The following is a 21,151-nucleotide window of genomic DNA, read 5'->3' on the forward strand; positions in this document are numbered from 1 at the left end:
TTACACGCGTTCAAGAATAAGTGCAGCGCCTTGCCCGACACCGACGCACATTGTGCAAAGCGCATAGCGCCCTTTGGTGCGTTTCAGTTGGTACGCTGCGGTCAACACAAGTCGGGCGCCGCTCATCCCCAATGGATGGCCAAGGGCGATTGCGCCGCCATTCGGGTTCACATGGGCGGCGTCATCGGGCAGGCCCAACTCTCGCAGCGTTGCCAAACCTTGCGACGCGAAAGCTTCGTTCAACTCGATCACATCCATCTGGTCGATGCTCAGCCCGGCGCGCGCCAAAACCTTTCGGCTGGCAGGAACCGGACCAATACCCATGACCCGAGGCTCGACACCCGCGACGGACATGCCAACCACACGGGCAATCGGGGTCAGGCCGTTCTTTGTCGCTGTCGCTTCATTCGCCATCAGGATCGCGGCTGCACCATCATTCACGCCCGAGGCATTCCCTGCAGTCACAGTTTTGTCCGGCCCGTTCACACCCTTGAGGCCCGAGAGTTTTTCCGCTGTGGTTCCCGGGCGCGGATGTTCATCCGTATCGACAACAATCGGATCGCCCTTGCGCTGTGGAATTGAAACCGGCGTGATTTCTTCTTGGAACACGCCTGCCGCGTGCGCCGCAGCCCATCGTGCCTGGCTGCGCTCGGCAAAGGCGTCCTGGTCTTCACGGCTGATCCCATAATCTTCGGCCACATTGTCAGCCGTTTGCGGCATGGAATCGACACCATACTGCTGCTGTAGCCTTGGGTTCACAAAGCGCCAGCCAATCGTCGTGTCGTAAACCGCATTGCTGCGCGTAAACGCCGACGTCGCTTTGGGCATTACAAACGGTGCGCGCGACATGCTTTCCACGCCACCCGCAACTGAAAGATCATAATCGCCTGCCTTGATGCCACGCGCCGCCATTCCGACGGCATCCATGCCACTGGCACACAAGCGGTTTATCGTTGTTCCAGGTACGTCCGTCGGCAATCCGGCCAGCAGGGACGCCATCCGGGCAACGTTGCGATTGCTCTCTCCTGCCTGATTGGCATCGCCATAAATGACGTCATCCACACTGGTCCAGTCGACTTGCGGGTTGCGCGCCATCAGGGCCGCCAGCGGGATAGCCGCCAGATCATCCGTGCGAACCGATGAAAGCGCACCACCATACCGCCCAATCGGGGTGCGGGTTGCGTCGCAGATGAAAGCGTCCATCAATTGCGTCTCCTGTTGGAACACGAGCATTAACCGTCTGGTCGGTTAATAAATGCTCAATCGATTCGGCGCAAGCTTTATGTTACCATGTAATCGTCTCTATCAGTTTTCTGTAACATTAAATGACGCTTCTTTCACATCCGCCTTCCAGCCCGCAAAAGCGCCATCCCGGGCTCGGCAAAAAACGAGTTAACCACCCACCGCAGATTCCAGCGTGGCAAGATTCGGTTTGGGCAATTGTCCCAGCAGTCGGGACACAGCCACTCGACATTCCGCGCCTTTCCAACCAACAGGCAAAAAGGCCGGAGGCAGGGATGGATGGCGTAGAACCAAACGACGCCACCCATGCACAATCAATACGCGCAGCACCGCTATTTTCAACGGATCATCGACGCCATCGACAGGCAACAGTTGCTCGGTGCTCTGAAGGGAGTGCAAGAACTGATCATAGGCAGACTTGAGCTGTTCAGGACCACAAAGGTCGCGCAGCCAGCCTGGAACCGAAATGGCGCTGCTTTCAACACCCAGCAGTTCTTCAAGGTTCTCGGGGGTGGGGCCTGCAGACATGGCTGTTGTGGGGTTAACCGAAATATAATCTCCGGTCAGCATCAGATCCGCTAACTCTTTTCGCGAACTGTCTGAACTGTTGGCGATAAGCACATGCCAAGTTTCTGGTGTATTCGTCTCGCGGGAATAGATGCGCGGGGCGGCGGCGGCGCTTTGACTACGGCCAAATTCGGTCAATCTGTGAACGCTGTTTCGCCCGACCCGCGTACTTTCGATCCAGCCTTCCTTGCGCAGCCTGTGCAGCGCAACACGCGTGGCTTCGGCCTTGATCCCTGCAAGGTTGGTCAGCGCTGTGATCAGCGCGCCACTAACCTGGTCAGACCCGCTCTGGGCCAGATCACCGAAAATCGTGACCAAAACAGACCACACACGTTGCGTGCCAGTTGTGGTCAACTGGCTGACGCAGGTTTCGAACCATTCTGGGGCCGTATCTTTCATAAGCACAGTATAATCGGGCCGGAGGGAATTGCCATCCAGCCCCTGCGCACCTGCACTTGTGCCTAGTAGGCAACCATGGTCAGTAACTCGTATTCTGCGACCAGCTCATCGTCTTGCTGCGTCAGGGTAACGTGCCAGCGAACCTCGCCGTAGTCGTCATTGCGCTTGGTCTTGTGCTTGACCGTCAAACGAACCTTGATGGTGTCACCAGCCTCGACCGGTTTCATGAAACGCAGCCCGTCAAGACCGGTATTTGCCAAAACCGGCCCCTCGTTCGGTTCGACGAACAATCCGGCTGCGAAAGACAACAGCAAGTACCCATGTGCAACCCTGCCCGGGAAGAACGGGTTACGTTCCGCCGCTGCCTGATCCATGTGCGCATAGAAGGTATCACCGGTGAAGTCGGCGAAGTGTTCAATGTCCTCCATGGTGATAGTTCTTGGCGCCGTGTGAAGGGTCTCGCCAATCGACAAATCGTGAAACCGGCGGGTAAAGGGATGAGCAGGGCCTTCGACTTCGGTCGCGCCAGGCACCCATTTTCGTCCAATCGCTGTCAGCAGATCGGGCGATCCCTGAATAGCGGTGCGCTGCATATAGTGTTTCACACCCCGTACCCCGCCCATTTCTTCGCCGCCACCGGCGCGTCCCGGACCTCCATGAACCATGTGCGGCAGAGGGGAACCATGACCGGTGGATTCCTTCATCGAGTCACGGTTGTTGAAATACAGACGCCCGTGATAAGCCCCTGATCCCATGGCAACCTGTCGCGCCACTTCTGGATCATGGGTGATTACTGACGCCACAAGAGAGCCCTGCCCCCGGTTCGCCAGCTCAATGGCATGGTCAAGATCGCGATACCCCATCACAGTGCTGACCGGACCAAAGGCTTCGGTATCGTGCACACGTTGCGCCGCGTCAGGATTGGCGCAATGGAAGAGCATGGGTGGTAGGAACGCACCCTTTTCGGCATCAGCGCCCTCAACCACAAAATCATCGGGGTTGCCGAAGACACGCTCGGCCTCTTGCCCAAGGATAGCGGTCTTCTCCAGAACATCACGCTTCTGACCGTTCGAAACCAACGCACCCATACGGGTGGTTTCCAGCTTTGGGTCACCGATGACCGTTTTCGCCAGTCGCGCCGACAGCGCGTCAATTACCGCCTGTACCTGCGGTTCGGGCGCGATGATCCGGCGGATTGCGGTGCATTTCTGCCCTGCCTTCGTGGTCATCTCGCGCTGGACTTCCTTCACGAAGAGGTCAAATTCCGGCGTGCCCGGCGCGGCATCGGGGCCAAGGATCGAACAGTTCAGGCTGTCCTGTTCCGCAACAAACCGTACCGAGTTCTCAAGGATCACCGGGTTGGAGCGCAGTTTCAGGGCCGTATCGGCGGATCCGGTAAAGCTGACCACGTCCTGCATGGTCAGACGGTCCAGCATGTCACCCAAACCACCCGAGACCAACTGCAATGCACCCGCTGGCAAGATGCCGGACTCAAGCATCAACCGAACACACAGCTCGGTCACATAACACGAGCTCGTGGCGGGTTTTACAATCGCCGGAACGCCCGCCAGAAGGGTTGGGGCAAGCTTTTCCAGCATCCCCCAAACCGGAAAATTGAACGCGTTGATGTGAATTGCCACGCCTTGTAGCGGGGTGCAGATGTGCTGCCCCAGGAAAGTACCGTTGCGCGAAAGCTGCTCGACATCGCCATCCAGATAGACATGACCGTCCGGCATTTCACGACGGCCTTTTGCGGCAAAGACAAACATCGTTCCGATGCCGCCGTCGATATCAATCATATGATCCGATTGCGTCGCACCGGTGTTGAAAGACAAATCATACATGACCTGCTTGTGTCGACCCAAATGGACGGACAGCGCCTTGAGCATTTTGGCGCGTTCATGGAACGTCATTTTGCGCAGTGCCGGCCCTCCGACATTGCGCGCATAGTCCAACATCCCCTGGACATCCAACGCGCTGTTACCCGCTGTGGCGATAACCTCGCCGGTCACAGCGCTTGTTATTGCGCGGGCACCCTCGCCGGGCGAAACCCACTCACCGGCTGCAAAGCTGGAAATCTGTTGGATAGTCATGAGCGTCTCCTCGTCTTAGTCGCGATCCCCGCGCTGCCATAGGCCGGTCTCGCGAAATCATATTTTAAACCGTACGGTCGGTCAATAATTTACCAAGCAATTTTCCCAAGCCGGGTTTCTCAGACCCGCGCGGGTAATCGTGCAAATCCCCGAAACCGGATACGCCCGCCCCGCTCGGCGCCGTCGGTGATGCGATAGTCTGGAAAACGGGTCAGAAACCGGCCGACGGCCACCCGGCCCTCCAGACGCGCGAGGGTCAGGCCGACGCAGGTATGGGGCCCTCCGGCAAAGGCGTGATGCTTGTTGGGGCGTCTGTCCAAGATCATCTCGTCGGGCCGGTCAAACTGCCGTGGATCGCGGTTGGCCGCACCGATACACAGATGAACATCGGTACCAGCCGGAATGGTTTGACCGTGGAACGTTACATCAACAGTGGTCAGGCGATTGCCGAACTGGTTCGGGCTTTCCAGCCGCAGAAACTCGTCCACAGCCGGAACGATCAGGTTCGGGTCAGCCAGCAACTCCGCCCGCTTGTCGCGGTGCCGGTCCAACAGCTCCAATGCGTTGCCGATCAGGTTCGTTGTCGTCTCATGCCCCGCATTCAGGATGAATATGCAGTTCTGATACAGCTCTACCTCGGTCAGGCCACCATCCGTGTCGTCCTGGATCAGCCGGGTGAGGACATCCGTTGCCGGATCTCCGGGGTTGGCGCGGCGATCCTCGATGATATGCCGCAGGAAGCCCTTGAAGTCCGAGACCGAGCGGTTACCCCACTCTTCCTGCTCTGGCGTCAATTGCGGCTCCAAAGCACCAAGAATGGCGAGAGACCAATCGCGCAATGGCCCGCGTTCGGATCGTGGTATACCCAGCAGATTGCCGATGATCTCAATCGGGATTGCTCCGGCAAAATCCTCGATCAGTTCGACATTGCCTTTGACCTGCATCTCGTCCAGCAGCCCATCGACAAGCTGGATCAGACCCGGTTCCATTTGCGCCAACGCGCGCGGGTTCATCGCGCCGACCATTACCTTGCGAACACGGGTATGCAGCGGCGGGTCATTAAACACCAGACTGGTGGTGTGGTGTTCATACAAGGGGCTGTCGACCCCGTATTTTGGACCAAATACCGCTTTCTTGTCCGATATGAACCGCGTGATGTCCCGGTAAATAAGGTCCAGATCCTCGTACCGAGACAGAATAACCGATCCGTCAGGCTGCCAGCAGACGGGCGTATCCTCGCGCAGCGCGGCGTAGGCAGGATAGGGATCTGTGTGATACCCGTCAGGAAGCGCGGTCAGAGAGAACATCAGTGCCCCATCGCCCCCATTTGTTCAGGCAGAACCAATACCAACCACGGCACCAGAACGATCAGGGCCAGCCGGAAGATATCCGCCACCCAGAACGGAGTGACACCCTTGAAGATTGTTCCGGTTGATACATCCCCGACCACACCTTTCAGAATAAAGACATTCAAGCCGACGGGAGGAGTGATCAGGCTGATTTCAGTCACCACAACCACAACAATACCAAACCAGATCGGGTCATACCCCAACGATGTGACCAACGGGAAGAAGATCGGCACCGTCAGCAGCAGCATCGACAGGGATTCAAAGACGCAACCCAAAATGATGTAGATTCCAAGGATCATCAGGATCACCACAAAAGGTTCAACGTCATAGGCCGTAACCAACGCGATGAGCGCTTCAGGCAGACCGGCAAGGTTGATGAAATTCGAAAAGATCTGTGCCCCGATCAGAACGGAAAACAATGCCGCGGCGGTATAGGTGGTTTCCTTCAGCACCTCAAAAGTCGACCCCAAAGTAAGCCCGCCTCGTGACAGCGCGATCAGGAAAGCGCCCATTGCGCCCATGCCTGCCGCCTCGGTCGGGCTGAAGGTCAGGTTCAGTGGATGAAAATCGAATGCACCGTACAATCCGCCAATCACCAGAAAGAACAGCAGCAATACGGCCCAGACTGAGCGCACCGCCGACAGACGCTCGGCCCAGCCGTGACGTTCACCCGCCGGTCCCGACTCGGGCTTGCGTGCGACGGTCCAGCGGACGGCGAGCAGGTAGAACAGGATGCCAAGCAGACCGGGAATGATACCCGCAACGAAAAGTTTTCCAATCGAGGTTTCGGTCAGCAGCCCGTAGATGACCAGGATCACCGAAGGCGGAATAAGGATACCAAGCGTACCGCCCGCTGCAATCGATGCCGTCGACAGTTCGTCGGAATAGCCATAGCGGCGCATTTCCGGCATTGCGACCTTGGACATGGTGGCCGCCGTTGCCAGAGACGAGCCGCAAATGGCCGAAAAACCTCCGCATGCCGCAACTGTCGCCATGGCGATACCGCCCCGGAAATGACCCAGAAAAGCATTTGAAACTGCGTAAAGCTCGCGCGCAAGACCACCTTTATTCACGAACAAGCCCATAAGGATAAACAGCGGGACGACCGACAGGCCGTAATCCTGCGCCGTGTCGGTGATCTGACGACCCACCATCGACATCGCGGCTTTCAGCCCACGCTCGGACAGGATGCTGCCACCGCGTTCATAGGCAAACCCAAGCGTTCCGACCAATCCCATTGCAAACACGATAGGTAAGCGCACCAGCACAAGAACAAGAACAAGAACAAAACCGATCAGGGCAGCGGTCATTGGTGGTGCTCCGACAAGGTATGGGGGGCAAGAAAGTGCAAAAAGCCGGTGATGACCATTGCAACAGCGGTGATCGCTATGAACCCCGAGATGAACCAGCCTACATAGAAGACAGGGATCGAAAGGTATTCCGTGACGTCCCCGTAATCCCGCGCGCGCTCGGCAAGTAGCCAGACACGTTGGATCGGCCAGATCAACATGACGCCGGACACCAGATACACGATCCCATCGCGCACCCGGCTTAACCGCAGGCGAGAAAACAGCCCATCCGTCAAGTCCACAGCGATTTGGCCCTTCCCTGCTGAGATCATCGGCAAGACCGAGAACACGAGGATGGCCATCAGGATCCGGGTCAGCTCTGTCGCCGCCTCGATCGGGGCGTTGAAGACAGAGCGCAGGATGACATCAAAGAATGTCATCACCATCAGGATGAATAGCGCGGCACAGGCCAGCAGCGTTGGCACGATACTGACGCGACGCGCAAAGGTCACGAGAGATTGCATAACGGGTCCCCAGCGGGTGAAATCGGCTGGCGGATCGCGTCCGCCAGCCCGACTGCGTTATTGCGCAGCCATTTCATTTACGATCATGTCGTAGGCGGCCTGGGCGTCGATGCCTGTGCCACTGACTTCGTCGATAACCTTGGCGCGTACATCCGCGGCAATCGCATTGAACTTTTCCAGATCTTCAGCGGATGCGGCATGGATTGCGTTACCTTCGGCGCCTTCGGTCTCTTCCCGGCCGATCGCATCGATCTCATCCCAGATCTTGCCAATTTCGCGGCTCAGCGGTTCCCCGAAAACGTTTTCTTCCAGCGCTGCCTGCAGATCGGCGGGCAGATCAGCAAAGGTGTCCTCGTTCATAATAAAGGCAAACGAACCGCGATACAGGCCGCCAGGGACCTCATAGACGTTCTGGGCCACTTCCGTCAGCTTGAAACCTTTGCGGGATTCAAAGGGCATGACGACGCCATCTGCGGCTTTGGAAGCCAGGGTTTCATACACTTTCGGTGCAGGAACCTGGATACCGGTTGCACCCAGCGCCGTGCCCACGTCACCACCAACACCGCCGGGGATGCGAACCTTGAGGCCCGAGACTTCGTCCAGTGTTGTTACCGGGTTGCTGGAATGCAGCTGAGCTGGACCATGCGTGTGCAAAGCGATCACTTTCACACCACGGTGTTCATCCGCTGCCTTCAAATGCGCGTCATATGCCCGCCAATACGCAACCGACGCAGCCTCGGCCGAGCCTTCGTATCCGGGTAGTTCGATCATCTTGGTGGTGACAAACCGACCCGGCTGATAGCCGTGGAATATGATCGAGGCATCGGCAGCGCCATCCATGATCAAGTCCATCTGCGCGGGGGGCGGGGCAAGGCCCAGCTTCAGCTCGGCGGTGACCTGACCATCGGTGGCCTCTTCGATCATCTCGACGAATTTCGGCCACATCTTGGCATTGATGCCATGGGTCGGTGGGGCCCAGCTGGAGATGGTCAGCGTATAGTCTGCCGCAAGCGCCACTGTACCTGAAACGGCCAATGCAGCTGAGGCAAGAAGTGTGCTCAACCTTGTGAATTTCATAGTTCTGTCTCCTCCCTGTGAAACATGAGTCAAGAATGCGTTAATGGTCACTTTTGTAACCATCAACTTGTTAATTGTCTCCAAGACAGCCCGCGACGCGCCATGAACCGGGGCTTTCCTTGGCTACGGTTTCCATCATTGCCTGCGTCGTGCTGGCACCGATTTCCTTGCAGTAGTTCATCGGACCGCCGCGCCAGCGCGGAAAGCCGTAGCCGTGAATTTGAACCATATCGACGGCTTCCGCGGACTCGGCGATCCCCTGCTGAATGATCAACGCGCCCTCATTGTCCAACACCGCCAAAATGCGCGACACGATTTCGTCCTGTGCGTATGCCCGCCGCGTTATGCCCTGATCAGCCGAGTAGGACTCGATCAACGCGTCCACTTCGGGATCACGGATCGGTTCGCGAGTACCGTCTTCATAGCGATACCATCCTTTGCCCGTGCGCTGGCCAAGACGACCCATCTCGCAAAGCTGGTCAGCAATCGTCACATAACGTTCGTTCGGGTCGCGGGTTGCTGCATTACGTTTTCGGTTGGCCCAGGCGATTTGGAGGCCGGTCAGATCTTGCAACTCGTAAGGCCCCATGGGCATCCCGAAAGCTCGCATTGCCTGGTCCACCTGATAAGGCAACGCCCCATCCGCCAGCAAATAATCGGCCTCGCGCCGATACGCAGCCAACATCCGGTTGCCAATAAAACCATCACAGATGCCCGACAGCACAGAAACCTTGCGAAGCCTTTTTCCAAGCGCAAACCCGGTGGCGACAACTTCGGGCGAAGTTTGCGGCGTATGCACGACTTCCAACAGCTTCATAACATGGGCAGGGCTGAAGAAATGCAGGCCAATACACCGCGATTGATTTTCGATACCCGCGAAGATATCGACTGGGCTCAGGTAAGACGTGTTCGTGGCCAGAATCGCGTCACGCTGCATATGGCGGGCCAATTCTGCAAAAACCTGTTGCTTGACTGACAAGTCTTCAAACACAGCCTCGATCGCCAGCTGAGCGTTCGCAGCTTCGGAGTAGCTGTCCACAGCTCGAAACGCAGCAAGGCGTTCCCGCAGCTGTGCTTCGGACATCTTACCCCGCTTGACCGCCCTCTGTAGCAGCCCCTCAACCCGGCTACGGGCGGCGGCAGCTGCATCCAAATCTCTTTCAATCAAAGTAACAGACAGCCCGCCACTCAGGGCAGCGGTGGCGATCCCTGCGCCCATCAACCCGCCACCGACAACTGCGATCCGGCTGATATCGCGCGGAGTAACTCCGGCAATCATGGAAGGTCTGGCCACCTTGCGCTCGGCAAAAAAGGCGTACCGCAAGGCGCGGCTTTCAGAGTTTTGACGCAGAGCCAGATGGCGCGCACGCTCTTTCGGCTGTGCGGCAGCAAAGGGTTCGGACGACCAGCTGAGCGCGGTCAGGTTTTCCAGCGGTGATTGCTGACCCCTGGCGCGTTTTATCAAAGCCTGACGGCTCGTCTCCAGAAGGTCAGACGCGAATTCGCCGACGGGCCTTTGACTGACAGGTGCCGGGCGCTTTGGCAGGTTGGCGACAAAGTCCAGAACAGCTGCCGTTGGGTTATCGGCAATCAGGTCAATTCCGCCGAGATTGGCCATTTCCTCGGCTTTCAGGGTTTTTCCCGAACAGGCGATGTCGATCGCTGCTTCCATTCCAACAAGGCGCGGCAATCGCTGCGTGCCCCCTGCCCCCGGGATGAGGCCCACATTGACTTCCGGCAACCCAAAGCTGGTGCCCGGCGCTGCGATCCGCCACGCGCAGGCCATGGCAATTTCAAACCCGCCACCTAACACGTTGCCGTGCATACAGGCGATAAACGGCACATTACTGTCTTCGATTTTCTGAACAACATCAGGCAAATGCGGCTCAACCGGAGCCGCATCAAACTCGGACATGTCACCGCCCGCGATAAATGTCCGACCGGCGCAGCACAGGACGGCAACCCGAGCTTTCTGAACTGCATCGACCGCGGCGGCCAGACCCTGCCGAACGCCCGTCGAGGTTGCGTTCACCGGCGGGTTGTCGACCGTGACCCAGGCCACGTCGCCCTTAAAGTCAACACTCACCAGCGACGGCTGCGACATTGGCAATCCCTTTGATCAGTCCAGATTCGGTTCGGGTTTATATATTGACCAACCGTTCGGTTAATGCAATGATTAAGTTGTCACGGGAACAGATGAGACTGCCATGAGCGATACGATCCTTGTACATGATCACGGAAACTGGGTAGAAATAACCCTGAACCGCCCCGACAAGCTGAACTCGTTCAATGAGGAGATGCATCTTGCCCTTCAGGACGCGCTGAAGAGCGCGCGCGAAAATGGTTCCCGCGCGATTTTGCTGACCGGCGCAGGGCGCGGTTTTTGTGCGGGTCAGGACCTTGGAGACCGCGATCCCTCGAAAATGGATGGCCCGCCTGATCTGGGCAAAACTGTACGCACTTTCTATGCCCCTTTGGTTCGACTGATCCGGTCTTTGGATTTCCCGGTAATTTGTGCCGTAAACGGCGTGGCCGCGGGTGCAGGCGCGAACCTTGCACTGGCCTGCGACATGGTTCTGGCCGGGGAAAGCGCAAAGTTCATTCAAAGCTTTTCCAAGGTCGGGCTGATTCCGGACACAGGCGGCAGCTGGCACCTGCCCCGATTGTTGGGCGAAGCGCGCGCTAAGGGGCTGGCCCTGACAGCAATGCCCCTAACCGCCAAACAGGCCGAAGAATGGGGGCTGATCTGGAAGGCGTTGCCCGATGATCAGCTGATGACCGAAGCACGCGCTCTTGCCACGCAACTCGCCAACGGCGCCACCCTTGGGTTGGGCCTGACCAAGCAGTGCATTCAAACAGCAGCCACCACATCCTTGTCCGATCAGCTTGAAATTGAAGCGGACGCGATGAAAACTTGTGGGGAAAGTGCCGATTACGCAGAAGGCGTGTCCAGTTTCCTCGAAAAACGCGCACCGCATTTTCAGGGAAGATGATGATGACCCCAAACGAACGTGCCCAAAAATCCGCGGCAGCGATGTGGGCCAATGACGAAGCCAGTAAATGGTTCGGGATGGAGCTTGTGGAGGTCGAAGAAGGGCGCGCTGTCCTGTCACTGACTGTTGCACCGCATCACTGTAACGGACACGGTATTTGCCATGGCGGCGTCACGCACGCTCTTGCCGACAGCGCTTTTGCCTTTGCCTGCAACAGCCGGAATGTTGCAACGGTGGGACAGCATACAATGGTCAGCTATCTCGCACCAGGACGGAAGGGTGACCGCCTGACGGCTACCGCGACAGAAGTGAACCTGTCCGGTCGCAGCGGTATCTACGACGTCCGCGTCATCAATCAAGACAATACTCTGATCGCTGAATTTCGCGGCATGTCCCGCGCCGTTGGCGGCCAGAATTTTCAAGAATAGTTTCGTGACTGGAGGAGTTACGCGATGGAAGACCTTACCCCCAACAAAGCGGACCTGGACCCGATCGAAATCGCCTCGATCGACGAAATTCGCGCCACGCAGCTTGAGCGCCTGAAATGGTCCGTGCGTCACGCCTATGAAAACGTTCCGATGTACAAGCAGCGCTTTGACGAGGCTGGCGTGCATCCCGACGATCTTCAGCAGCTTTCGGATTTGTCAAAGTTTCCGTTCACGTATAAAAACGACCTGCGCGACAACTATCCGTTTGGTCTTTTTGCGGTCCCGCGCAGCGAGATAATTCGCCTGCACGCGTCCTCCGGCACGACAGGCAAACCGACAGTGGTCGGTTACACAAAGAATGACATCGACAATTGGGCTGACCTTGGCGCGCGCTCTCTTCGGGCGTCTGGGCTGCGCAAGGGCGACATGGTGCACAATGCCTACGGCTATGGGCTGTTCACCGGTGGGCTAGGCGCCCATTACGGGATCGAACGCCTTGGCGCGACTGTCGTCCCGATGTCGGGCGGGCAAACTGAAAAGCAGGTCAACCTGATCAACGATTTCCGTCCTGACGGGATCATGGTTACACCCTCCTACATGCTCAATATCCTTGAACAGTTCCACAAGGCGGGTCTCGACCCACGTGAGAGCTCGCTGAAGGTTGGCGTTTTTGGTGCCGAACCCTGGACTGACGCGATGAGGGCCGAGGTCGAGGCAGCCTTCGACATGCACGCCGTCGATATCTATGGCCTGTCCGAGATCATGGGCCCCGGAGTCGCCAATGAATGCGTTGAAACCAAAGACGGGCCTGTAATCTGGGAGGATCACTTCCTGCCGGAAATCATCGACCCGGCGACCGGAGAAGTCCTGCCCGATGGCGAAACCGGAGAATTGGTGTTCACGACACTGACCAAAGAAGGGCTGCCGATGATCCGCTACCGCACACGCGATCTGACGTGCCTGCTGCCGGGGACAGCAAGGTCAATGCGCCGGATGGCAAAGATCACCGGTCGCAGCGACGACATGATGATCCTGCGCGGCGTCAACGTCTTCCCCAGCCAGATCGAGGAACAGGTCATGGCAACGGGCGGTCTTGCCCCCTATTACCAGATCGAGCTCTATAAATCCGGTCGCATGGACGCCATGCGGGTCTTTGTTGAATCCTCCCCCGATTCCACCGACGAGCTGTCAAAAACGGCCGCTGCTCGGATGCTGACCAAGCGGATCAAGGACGTCGTTGGCGTTTCAACCGAAATTGTAGTAGGGGACCCCGGCGACGTCGAACGCTCTCAGGGCAAGGCGAAGCGCGTTGTAGACAATCGCGATAAGGACTGAGCCGTGGCCCGGACAATTGCTAAAGACCACGACCAAAAACGAGAGCAGATCCTGAAGATGGCGGCAAAAGTGTTTGCCGACCAGGGGTTTGACCGTGCTTCGATGACCCTTTTGGCCAAAGAATGTGGGATCTCGAAAGCAAACATATACCACTACTATGACAGCAAGGATGCCATCCTGTATGACATCCTTGAAACGTACCTGCGTGAGTTGCGGGACCGGATTTGCAATGTTGATCTGGACGGCCTTAGCCCCGAACAGAAACTGCGCAAAGCAGTGCGCGAGATCCTTTTTGCCTATCAGGGTGCAGATGACGAGCACCGGGTTCAGATCAGTGGCATGAGCGCACTGACCGAGGAACAGCAAAAAAGGCTACGGGGCTATCAGCTTGATCTGGTGAACTTTGTACGCGACATACTTCTGGAGTTGTCCCCCGGTTCTTTTGACGGAGCCAAGGACAAGCTTCGAGGAGCGACTATGTCAGTCTTTGGCATGTTAAACTGGTATTACATGTGGAACACCGGCGCAGGCCCCAAAGCCCGCGAGGATTATGCCGATCTGGTGAGCACCCTGACTATGCATGGCGTGCAAAAGCTATAGGCGTGCCCGCTTGGGGAAAACACGCTTTGGGCTGGTCACGTGTGTTATTCTGAAATCTCAGGCCAGACTGGTCGGCTATCCTGAGGCGCGCAGGTAAGGACCGTGGCTGCAGCGAGCGCGTGGCCTTCTTTCTTACTTTTTGCGCATCTTCAAATCGTCTAAGAAGTTGCGTTTCGCCGCCGTTACCTCTTCGTCCGTCATGCTTGATCTGTTCAATTCCAGAAAATACTTTGCGGCGCCAGCCGGTTGGACATTTGATATTCCTCCGGTGGTCCCTCAATCACAACGAGAGTGTGCGGCTTTGGCTTTCTTAGTCTCCAGTTTTGCCAAACTCACCCGCAGCGATAACCTCATACAGGCTGGAAAACTCGGGGAAATCATCATTCAGAGTGATCGCACCATCCTTGGTAACCGCGCGAAAGACTGTATCCCTTGCAGCACTGAACGTTGCGAATTTCATGGCAGGCTCTCCCAGACATCGCGGATGACATCCGCGGCCATCAGCACGTCATCGCGGGATGTGTCGAATTGCCCAACCTGAAAGCGGATGATCTTGCGGCCATCGAACATGCCTTGCGTCAAGTAAATTCGGCCATCGTCATTCAGCGCATCCACCAGCCGCTGCTGCGCAGCGTCATCCCCAGGACAGCGAAAGGAAAACAGGCTCAGGATCGGGCCGGTGGTGACCTCAAACCCCTCCATCGCGCCGATCTTTTCTGCAAGTTCATTGGCCCAGAGCACATGGTTGCGAATACGGTCCCGCAACCCGTCGAGACCGTATGATCGCAACAAGAACCAGATCTTCAATGCCCGGAACCGACGACCCAGGGGGATGGTCCATTCCGAATAATTCGTCACCTCTGCCCCAGTGGTCTTGAGGTATTCCGGTTCGATCTTAAGCGTGTTGAGCTGTGGCGCGGCGTCCCGCAGAAACTGGATCGCGCAATCGAACTGCGCACCCATCCATTTATGGGGGTTGAAGACAATGCTGTCGTAACGGTCCGCCCCGGGCCAAAGGGCCTCACGAAACTCGGGGCAGATCATCGCCGACCCCGCCCAGGCCGCGTCTAGATGTGTGTAGAGGTCGTATTTTTGCGCAATCTCAGCGACCGCTACCAGATCATCGCAGGCCCCAACCCCGGTACCGCCCGTAATTGCAATGATACCGGCAGGCACATACCCAGCCGCGATGTCACCCTGAATTGCGGCGTCAAGAGCCCCTGCATCAATCGCAAAGGTCGGACCACCTGTAGGCAGTTTCACCAGATTGTCCTGACCAATCCCCGCAACCCAGCAAGCCCGATCAATCGACGAATGCACCTGATCTGAGCAGTAAATGCGCAGCGCGCCCTTGGCGTTCAGGCCTTCGCGGTTGCCGGTAAACCCTGTTGCCCGTTCCCGCATTGTCAACACAGCCGACAACGTGGCTGATGATGCGCTGTCCTGAATAACTCCGGTCATACCTTCCGGCAATCCAAGCGCTTGCCGCAGCCAATCGACCATGACACCTTCGACTTCAGTCGCAGCTGGTGAGGTCTGCCATAACATGCATTGCGCCGCGATTGTGGTCACCAGCATTTCAGCCAGCATCGACGGGGGCGCTGCATTGGCCGGGAAATAGGCAAAGAACCGGGGGTGTTGCCAATGAGTAATACCCGGCATCACGATCTGTTCGAAATCGGCCATGATGGCTTCCATCGGCTCGCCACTATCGGGGGGCGATACCTTTAGCTGGGCCGCGATTTCTCCTTGTGTGGTCTGTGCGCGAACAGGGCGCTCGGCAAGAGTTCTGTGATAGTCGGCCGCCCATTTCGAAATGTGCTGACCCCAATGCGAAAACGTGTCCCAATCCATGCGCAAGCCTTCTTTTGTAACTGAGCACCAATTCGTCCAGTCCCCGACCTTACCTGTTCGGCTCGTGGACTAAAGCCGAACAGGTGTGCATTTTTCAATTGAATAGGTCCCAGGTTCTGCCTTCAGACCGAAAAACTGACATTCGCCTGACCTGTGCCAGAGCTGCCGAAGTAGGGGGTGTAGATGTCGACCTCACCCTTGTAGCTGCCCCAGCCCAGAGCTCCGAACAGCAAAGCAGTGTCCTTCATGGCGCATTCGCCTGTACATTTCTTTGCATAGTCTGGAAGCATCTCAAGAAACTCTTCAAACCGTCCCTGCTCCCACATCTCCAGCACGTGCATATCCATCTGGCGGTTGAACTCGCCGTTTACCGCATTCAACCCTTCGACCGAGCGTTCATTCGTCGTAAAGTCATGGCTGAGTGAGCCGGATGCCATTACGGAAACCTTCCGGTCGGAACGTCGGATACCTTCGGCAATGGCCTCACCCCAGATGCGGTTTTCCTGGATCGACGAGAACTGGTTGACTGCAACAGGCAAAACGCGGGCATTCACCCCTTCGTTGATGAAATGCATAGGCAGAAGGGTGCCATATTCCATGCCCATATCGGGGTGCGAATGGCCAAGTGCCCGCTCACCGCGCTCGCGCAAAACATCAAGGATGGTTTCCCCCAACGCGTGATCCCCGCGATAATCAAACTCCATATCCGCCAGCATATGTGGCAGTTCGTGGCTAATGAAGCGGCCTTTATGGTGCTCTTTGGTATTCAGGTGAAACCCCTGATTGGTGATCCAATGAGTGTCGAACACAAGGAACGTCTCGACCCCGCGATCTATCGCGTCCTGGCGCAGGCGCGCATAACCATCAATGGCAGACTGCCGGATGCCTTTGTATTTTGGCATCGTATGGGACATCCAGATACTTGGCACATGCGTAATCTTCGCGGCTTGTACGATCTTTCCCATGACAGTTCCTCCTCGTGTTTACCGACGTTTGTGTACCAGAGCCATTGCCCGAGTTCACTTCCCCAGCTGCATGATATTGTGTTTTCCTGTTGCGAAGCCGACGTGTTTTTGTTCCATGTAGAACTCGAAGCTCCAGTCGCCGCCGTCGCGGCCGATACCGGATGCCTTGACGCCGCCGAACGGTGTTGGCAGGTGGCGGACGTTTTCCGAGTTCACCCAGATCATCCCGGCTTCAAGCTTGTCGGTGAACCGCAAGGCGCGGGTCAGGTCATTGGTCCAGACATAGCCGGTCAGACCGTATGGTGTGTCGTTGGCGATCTGCAGCGCCTCGTCCTCGGTCGAGAACGGGATCGAGGTCAGAACCGGGCCGAATATCTCTTCGCGCGCGATACGCATCTGGTTATTGGCATCGGTAAACAGGGTTGGGCGAATGAAATACCCTGTGTCGCCGACCTTGGCACCTCCGGCGGCGACAGTCGCACCGTCTTCTTTGGCGATGTCAAAATAGGAAGTCACCTTGTTATAATGCTCCTCGGTCACCAGTGGCCCGATCTCGGTCGCAGGATCCAGCGGATGCCCGACCTTGATGGTGTTGACCCGTTCGATCAGCCTGGCCTCGAACGCGTCCTTGATGGTGTCCTGCACCAGCAGGCGCGAGGATGACGTGCAGCGCTCGCCATTGATCGAGTAGATCATGAAGATCACCGCATCCAGCGCCCGGTCGAGATCGGCGTCGTCGAACACGACAACCGGGTTCTTGCCGCCCAGCTCCAGATGCATCCGCTTGAGCGTATCGGCACCTTGTTTGGTGATGCTGCTGCCGGTGCGGCTTTCACCGACAAAGGCAATCGCCTTGATCAACGGATGTTCCGTCAACGCTTTACCCGCATCGGGGCCGAACCCGTTCACGGTGTTCAGCACCCCCTTGGGCAGCCCGGCCTCTTCGGCGATCTCCACCAGCAGGCGAGCGGACAGCGGAGAATCTTCGGCCGGTTTGTGAACCACGGTGCACCCGGCGGCCAAAGCAGGCGCGATCTTCCATGTCGACAGCATGAACGGCGTGTTCCACGGCGTGATCACCCCCACCGGACCAATCGGAACGCGCGTGGTGATGTTCATCAGGGTCTGCGACTTAAGATGCTGACCGTCCCGCGCCTGTATCACCTGATCCGCGAAATAGCGGAAGTTCTCGGCCCCCCGCAGCGCGGCCTTGGACATAAAGCGCAGGGTCTGGCCTGTGTCCCAGCATTCACACAGCGCAATTTCCTCGGCACGGGCCTCGATCGCATCGGCAACGTTCAGCAAGATGCGGCGCCGCTCGGTGGCAGGCATGTCGCGCCAATCGGCAAATGCGACATGAGCGGCATTGGCGGCAGCGTCGATATCATCGGCAGTGCCATGGGCGACATCGCAGATCACCGACCTGTCAACCGGAGATGTGGATTGGAACACCCCTGCGGAACCGTCGCGATCTTCGCCCGCGATCCGGTTCTTGATGCCGGTCTCCTTAAACCGCGCCAGAAAGCCCGCCAGCTTCTCGATGTTCGTATCCAGTGCGCTCATGGATCAGGTCTCCTGGTTGGTCGCGCCCAAATGGTCCCGGATCGTGCCGGTCTTGGGCGAAAGGTCTGGGTCAATGTCACGCATCTCAAGCGAGAGCGCGATGGAATGTCCGGCGAAGGCGGGGGACAGATAGGCCTCAACCGCCTCGAAAATGCGCTGCGTGGCGTCCCGTTTGACATCCGCAGCCCGGCCAGCGCGCAGGCGGATCGAGATATCGATAAACCCATGCGCCGGATTGCCGTCCGCGATGGCATAGTGATCGACCCGCGTGGCCCGGACACGAATACCGGGCAGGGGGAATGTCTTGATCCCGGCAGCCGTGGCCCGGATGCATTCGCACAAGCCACTCATATCGATCCTGTCTTCCAGATTGCCGGAATATTCGACGTGAAAATGTGGCATGTGCTCCCCTCCAATGGTAAACATGTTTAGTAAATTGGAGCCCCCACTGTCAAGAACTTGCTTTGTTAATCTTTGCATCTTTTGACTCCGCGAATTACAAGACTGCCATGAGTGAACAAAGCCACACCAAAAACACCTCGCGCGCCCTACCGATTGCCTTGCTGCGCGCACGCGAAACCGTCATGGCCCCCATCCGGGACATGCTGCAGGGGATACAACTGACCGAGCAGAAATGGCGCATCCTGCGCGTGCTGGACGAGCTGGGTGAAGTGGAGCAAAGCTCAATCGCCAAAGAGGCCTGCCTGTTGTTGCCAAGCCTCACCCGCATCCTGCGCACGATGGAAGCCGAAGGCCAAATATCACGCCGCCAGGACAGCCATGACAAACGACGCACAATGGTGAAGATCACAAACGAAGGACGAAACATCCTCGCCGAAAACCTCGGAACCTCTCTGCAGATCTACCAAAGTATCGAAAAACAAATGGGACAAGAAAAACTCAATCAACTCCTCGACCTGCTCGAAGAACTCCAAGCCGTCAAAGTCTGACCGAACGCACATTTGGTCGCGCGGGCAAGCATTGCCGGTTTTCTTTAAGAGACGCAGGTTGGAGTTGCTTGGGCGTCACACACTCCCATCACAAAACGTTTTCCGTCTCAAGCTGAAAGCACCCCGGCTTCTGTGCACAATGCACCTTCACGTTTGACGACGGACCACTTTCGGCCAAAACCTCCAACTCAGTAATACCTGGTGCCAATTCCATTTGGCCACCGTCGGACGACGGCCTTCCACGCGGGCCAAGTCAGTCATTTCAATCGCACCCAAGAGCCATGACACCCTTTGAAAGTAGGCTTTCCCTGCTCAACAAAATACTGGATGTTGGATACAATATCCTCTATAGCTGCGCGTATCGATTGATTCAGGGAGGATCACATGCTCAAGAAACTCGCCGCACTGGCGGCCCTCACCACCATCACCACGGTTCCTGCGATGGCGGACACGCTGGACGATGTCGTAGATCGCGGGACATTGCGCTGCGGTGTTGTGTTGGATTTTCCGCCAATTGGGTATCGCGACGCGAATAACGAACCGGCAGGCTTTGATGTCGAATACTGCAATGATCTGGCCGCCGCTCTTGAAGTTGAGGCCGAAATCCTGCCGCTGACCTGGGCGGAACGCCTGCCAGTGATCGTCACCGGACGCGCAGACGTTGTGTTCGGAGCAACCTCGGACAGCCTTGAACGGGCGCGTACGGTGGGCTTTACCATTCCTTACGCCATCTATTATGCGCAGGGTGTGGTGAATGCCGAAAGTGGCATTGAAACCTTCGAGGATATCCGTGGCAAGCGCGTGGCTGCCGCGATCGGCACCGTGCCCGAGCAGGAATGGCTGAAGATCGCCGCCGAATGGGGTGAAGAAGGCAATTACCAAGGCTACCAGTCCGAGAATGAAGTGTTCCTGGCGGTGGCTCAGGGCAAGGCCGATATCGGCATTACCACAAACACTGCCGTGCTGCCGATTACCCAGCAATATGAAACTGTTGTTGCCGGTCCTCGCATGCCATGGACCACCGACTACACTTCGGTTGTCGGCAAGCGCGAAGATGTCACCTGGCTGAACTTCTTGAACCTGTTCGTGACCCACCAGGTGCGTTCGGGCCGCTATCAGGAGCATTGGGGAAATTATGTCGGTGGCGAAGCCCCCGAACTTCGCATTCCCGGCGTAATGTACTGATCCTTTACTGTACCAACCATTCGCCCGGTTCTCTTCGGGCGAAAGGACCGGTAAATTGCGCGAGGGACACCCGTGTTCGACTATAACTTCCATTGGCGACCGGTGATGAAAAGCCTGCCGGACCTGCTTGAGGCATCGCTGCTGACGATACAGGTTGCCGTGCTGGCAATGGTCCTTGGCATCATCATCGGGCTTTGTCTGGCACTGACGCGGCTGCACCTGAAAGGACCGCTTTACTGGTTCGCCTCAGCCTGGGTCGAACTGGCGCGCAATACTCCGGCACTGTTCCAGCTGTTCTTTTTCGGCTTCGGGCTTGGTGCCTTTGGCCTGCATCTGTCGCCGTACTTCATCGTGCTGGCCGGACTGACATTCAATTGCGCCGGTTATCTGGCTGAAAACTTCCGTGGCGGTTTTCAGGCCGTCCCCGAGACACAGCTACGCGCGTCGCGATCGCTGGGCATGAACGCGTGGCAGGCTTACACACGCGTCGTGATCCCGCAGGTGTTTCGCATTGTCTATCATCCGATCACGAACCAGATGGTCTGGGCTGTTTTGATGTCGTCACTGGGTATGCTGGTCGGCTTCCGGGAACTGTCGGGCGAGACGCAGTTCTTTGCCTCGCGCACTTTCCGAATCTTTGAATATTTCGCCGTCACCGCGGTCATCTACTACGTGATCGTCAAAATCATCCTTTTTGCCTCGCGCCTGCTGGCGTCCCGGCTTTTCCGCTACTGAAGG

20 protein-coding genes are annotated in these 21,151 nt (G+C 57.3%); 7 read left to right on the forward strand and 13 right to left on the reverse strand.

Annotation, left to right across the window (positions count from 1 at the left end; all coding sequences use genetic code 11):
* The 8 genes from pcaF to ACR0BF_RS16775 form a co-directional block, all read right to left on the reverse strand.
* Window positions 1–1,203 carry a 3-oxoadipyl-CoA thiolase gene (gene pcaF / locus ACR0BF_RS16740; protein ID WP_480476983.1) on the reverse strand — a complete coding sequence of 401 codons (1,203 nt, stop codon included), beginning with the start codon at window positions 1,201–1,203 and terminating at the stop codon, window positions 1–3.
* Window positions 1,204–1,392: 189 nt separating this feature from the next.
* The gene (locus ACR0BF_RS16745) at window positions 1,393–2,208 is read right to left on the reverse strand and encodes a PaaX family transcriptional regulator C-terminal domain-containing protein (RefSeq protein ID WP_480521238.1); all 816 of its coding nucleotides are present in this window, start codon (window positions 2,206–2,208) and stop codon (window positions 1,393–1,395) included.
* 62 nt (window positions 2,209–2,270) lie between these two features.
* Window positions 2,271–4,301, reverse strand: a complete 2,031-nt coding sequence (gene paaZ, locus ACR0BF_RS16750; protein WP_480625357.1) for a phenylacetic acid degradation bifunctional protein PaaZ — start codon at window positions 4,299–4,301, stop codon at window positions 2,271–2,273.
* A 119-nt stretch (window positions 4,302–4,420) separates the two neighbouring features.
* On the reverse strand, window positions 4,421–5,608 hold the full coding sequence (locus tag ACR0BF_RS16755; RefSeq protein ID WP_480625358.1) for a cytochrome P450: 1,188 nt from the start codon (window positions 5,606–5,608) through the stop codon (window positions 4,421–4,423).
* Window positions 5,608–6,960 carry a TRAP transporter large permease gene (locus ACR0BF_RS16760; RefSeq protein WP_480478172.1) on the reverse strand — a complete coding sequence of 451 codons (1,353 nt, stop codon included), beginning with the start codon at window positions 6,958–6,960 and terminating at the stop codon, window positions 5,608–5,610. The genes ACR0BF_RS16755 and ACR0BF_RS16760 overlap by 1 nt, the downstream gene beginning before the upstream one ends.
* Window positions 6,957–7,463 (reverse strand): TRAP transporter small permease, encoded by a 507-nt coding sequence (locus tag ACR0BF_RS16765; RefSeq protein ID WP_480521232.1) that lies wholly within the window; start codon window positions 7,461–7,463, stop codon window positions 6,957–6,959. The genes ACR0BF_RS16760 and ACR0BF_RS16765 overlap by 4 nt, the downstream gene beginning before the upstream one ends.
* Before the next feature lie 57 nt (window positions 7,464–7,520).
* Window positions 7,521–8,540: a TRAP transporter substrate-binding protein gene (locus ACR0BF_RS16770; protein WP_480625359.1), complete on the reverse strand. Its 1,020-nt coding sequence runs from the start codon at window positions 8,538–8,540 to the stop codon at window positions 7,521–7,523.
* Window positions 8,541–8,610: 70 nt separating this feature from the next.
* Window positions 8,611–10,644, reverse strand: coding sequence for an FAD-dependent oxidoreductase (locus tag ACR0BF_RS16775; RefSeq protein WP_480625360.1), 2,034 nt, complete (start codon window positions 10,642–10,644; stop codon window positions 8,611–8,613).
* 103 nt (window positions 10,645–10,747) lie between these two features.
* Here ACR0BF_RS16775 and paaG point away from each other — a divergent pair, with 103 nt between their 5' ends.
* Genes paaG through ACR0BF_RS16795 form a run of 4 tightly spaced genes read left to right on the forward strand, consistent with a single transcriptional unit; the run spans window position 10,748 to window position 13,896 of the window.
* On the forward strand, window positions 10,748–11,533 hold the full coding sequence (paaG, locus tag ACR0BF_RS16780) for a 2-(1,2-epoxy-1,2-dihydrophenyl)acetyl-CoA isomerase PaaG (protein ID WP_480496128.1): 786 nt from the start codon (window positions 10,748–10,750) through the stop codon (window positions 11,531–11,533).
* A 2-nt stretch (window positions 11,534–11,535) separates the two neighbouring features.
* Entirely contained in the window at window positions 11,536–11,961 is a 426-nt protein-coding gene (gene paaI / locus ACR0BF_RS16785) for a hydroxyphenylacetyl-CoA thioesterase PaaI (RefSeq protein ID WP_480547562.1), read from the forward strand.
* A 24-nt stretch (window positions 11,962–11,985) separates the two neighbouring features.
* Window positions 11,986–13,296, forward strand: a complete 1,311-nt coding sequence (gene paaK / locus ACR0BF_RS16790) for a phenylacetate--CoA ligase PaaK (protein ID WP_480478164.1) — start codon at window positions 11,986–11,988, stop codon at window positions 13,294–13,296.
* A 3-nt stretch (window positions 13,297–13,299) separates the two neighbouring features.
* On the forward strand, window positions 13,300–13,896 hold the full coding sequence (locus ACR0BF_RS16795) for a TetR/AcrR family transcriptional regulator (protein WP_480478162.1): 597 nt from the start codon (window positions 13,300–13,302) through the stop codon (window positions 13,894–13,896).
* 310 nt (window positions 13,897–14,206) lie between these two features.
* Here ACR0BF_RS16795 and ACR0BF_RS16800 read toward each other — a convergent pair whose 3' ends face one another.
* The 5 genes from ACR0BF_RS16800 to ACR0BF_RS16820 form a co-directional block, all read right to left on the reverse strand.
* Window positions 14,207–14,356 carry a hypothetical protein gene (locus ACR0BF_RS16800; protein WP_480521223.1) on the reverse strand — a complete coding sequence of 50 codons (150 nt, stop codon included), beginning with the start codon at window positions 14,354–14,356 and terminating at the stop codon, window positions 14,207–14,209.
* Window positions 14,353–15,750, reverse strand: a complete 1,398-nt coding sequence (locus tag ACR0BF_RS16805; protein WP_480521221.1) for a pyridoxal phosphate-dependent decarboxylase family protein — start codon at window positions 15,748–15,750, stop codon at window positions 14,353–14,355. The genes ACR0BF_RS16800 and ACR0BF_RS16805 overlap by 4 nt, the downstream gene beginning before the upstream one ends.
* 122 nt (window positions 15,751–15,872) lie before the next feature.
* Window positions 15,873–16,715: a 3,4-dihydroxyphenylacetate 2,3-dioxygenase gene (gene hpaD / locus ACR0BF_RS16810; protein ID WP_480606941.1), complete on the reverse strand. Its 843-nt coding sequence runs from the start codon at window positions 16,713–16,715 to the stop codon at window positions 15,873–15,875.
* A gap of 54 nt (window positions 16,716–16,769) precedes the next feature.
* Window positions 16,770–18,278, reverse strand: coding sequence for a 5-carboxymethyl-2-hydroxymuconate semialdehyde dehydrogenase (gene hpaE, locus ACR0BF_RS16815; protein WP_480625361.1), 1,509 nt, complete (start codon window positions 18,276–18,278; stop codon window positions 16,770–16,772).
* A gap of 3 nt (window positions 18,279–18,281) precedes the next feature.
* A complete protein-coding gene (locus ACR0BF_RS16820; protein ID WP_267365252.1) occupies window positions 18,282–18,680 on the reverse strand; it encodes a 5-carboxymethyl-2-hydroxymuconate Delta-isomerase in 399 nt (132 codons plus the stop codon).
* A 107-nt stretch (window positions 18,681–18,787) separates the two neighbouring features.
* Here ACR0BF_RS16820 and hpaR point away from each other — a divergent pair, with 107 nt between their 5' ends.
* The 3 genes from hpaR (at window position 18,788) to ACR0BF_RS16835 (ending at window position 21,148) form a co-directional block, all read left to right on the forward strand.
* A complete protein-coding gene (hpaR, locus tag ACR0BF_RS16825; RefSeq protein WP_480521553.1) occupies window positions 18,788–19,228 on the forward strand; it encodes a homoprotocatechuate degradation operon regulator HpaR in 441 nt (146 codons plus the stop codon).
* A 384-nt stretch (window positions 19,229–19,612) separates the two neighbouring features.
* Window positions 19,613–20,413 carry a transporter substrate-binding domain-containing protein gene (locus ACR0BF_RS16830; RefSeq protein ID WP_480623687.1) on the forward strand — a complete coding sequence of 267 codons (801 nt, stop codon included), beginning with the start codon at window positions 19,613–19,615 and terminating at the stop codon, window positions 20,411–20,413.
* Between the two features lie 72 nt (window positions 20,414–20,485).
* Window positions 20,486–21,148 (forward strand): amino acid ABC transporter permease, encoded by a 663-nt coding sequence (locus tag ACR0BF_RS16835; RefSeq protein WP_480606952.1) that lies wholly within the window; start codon window positions 20,486–20,488, stop codon window positions 21,146–21,148.
* The last annotated feature ends 3 nt before the right edge of the window (window positions 21,149–21,151 follow it).

The organism is Ruegeria sp. AG7 (assembly GCF_056541545.1).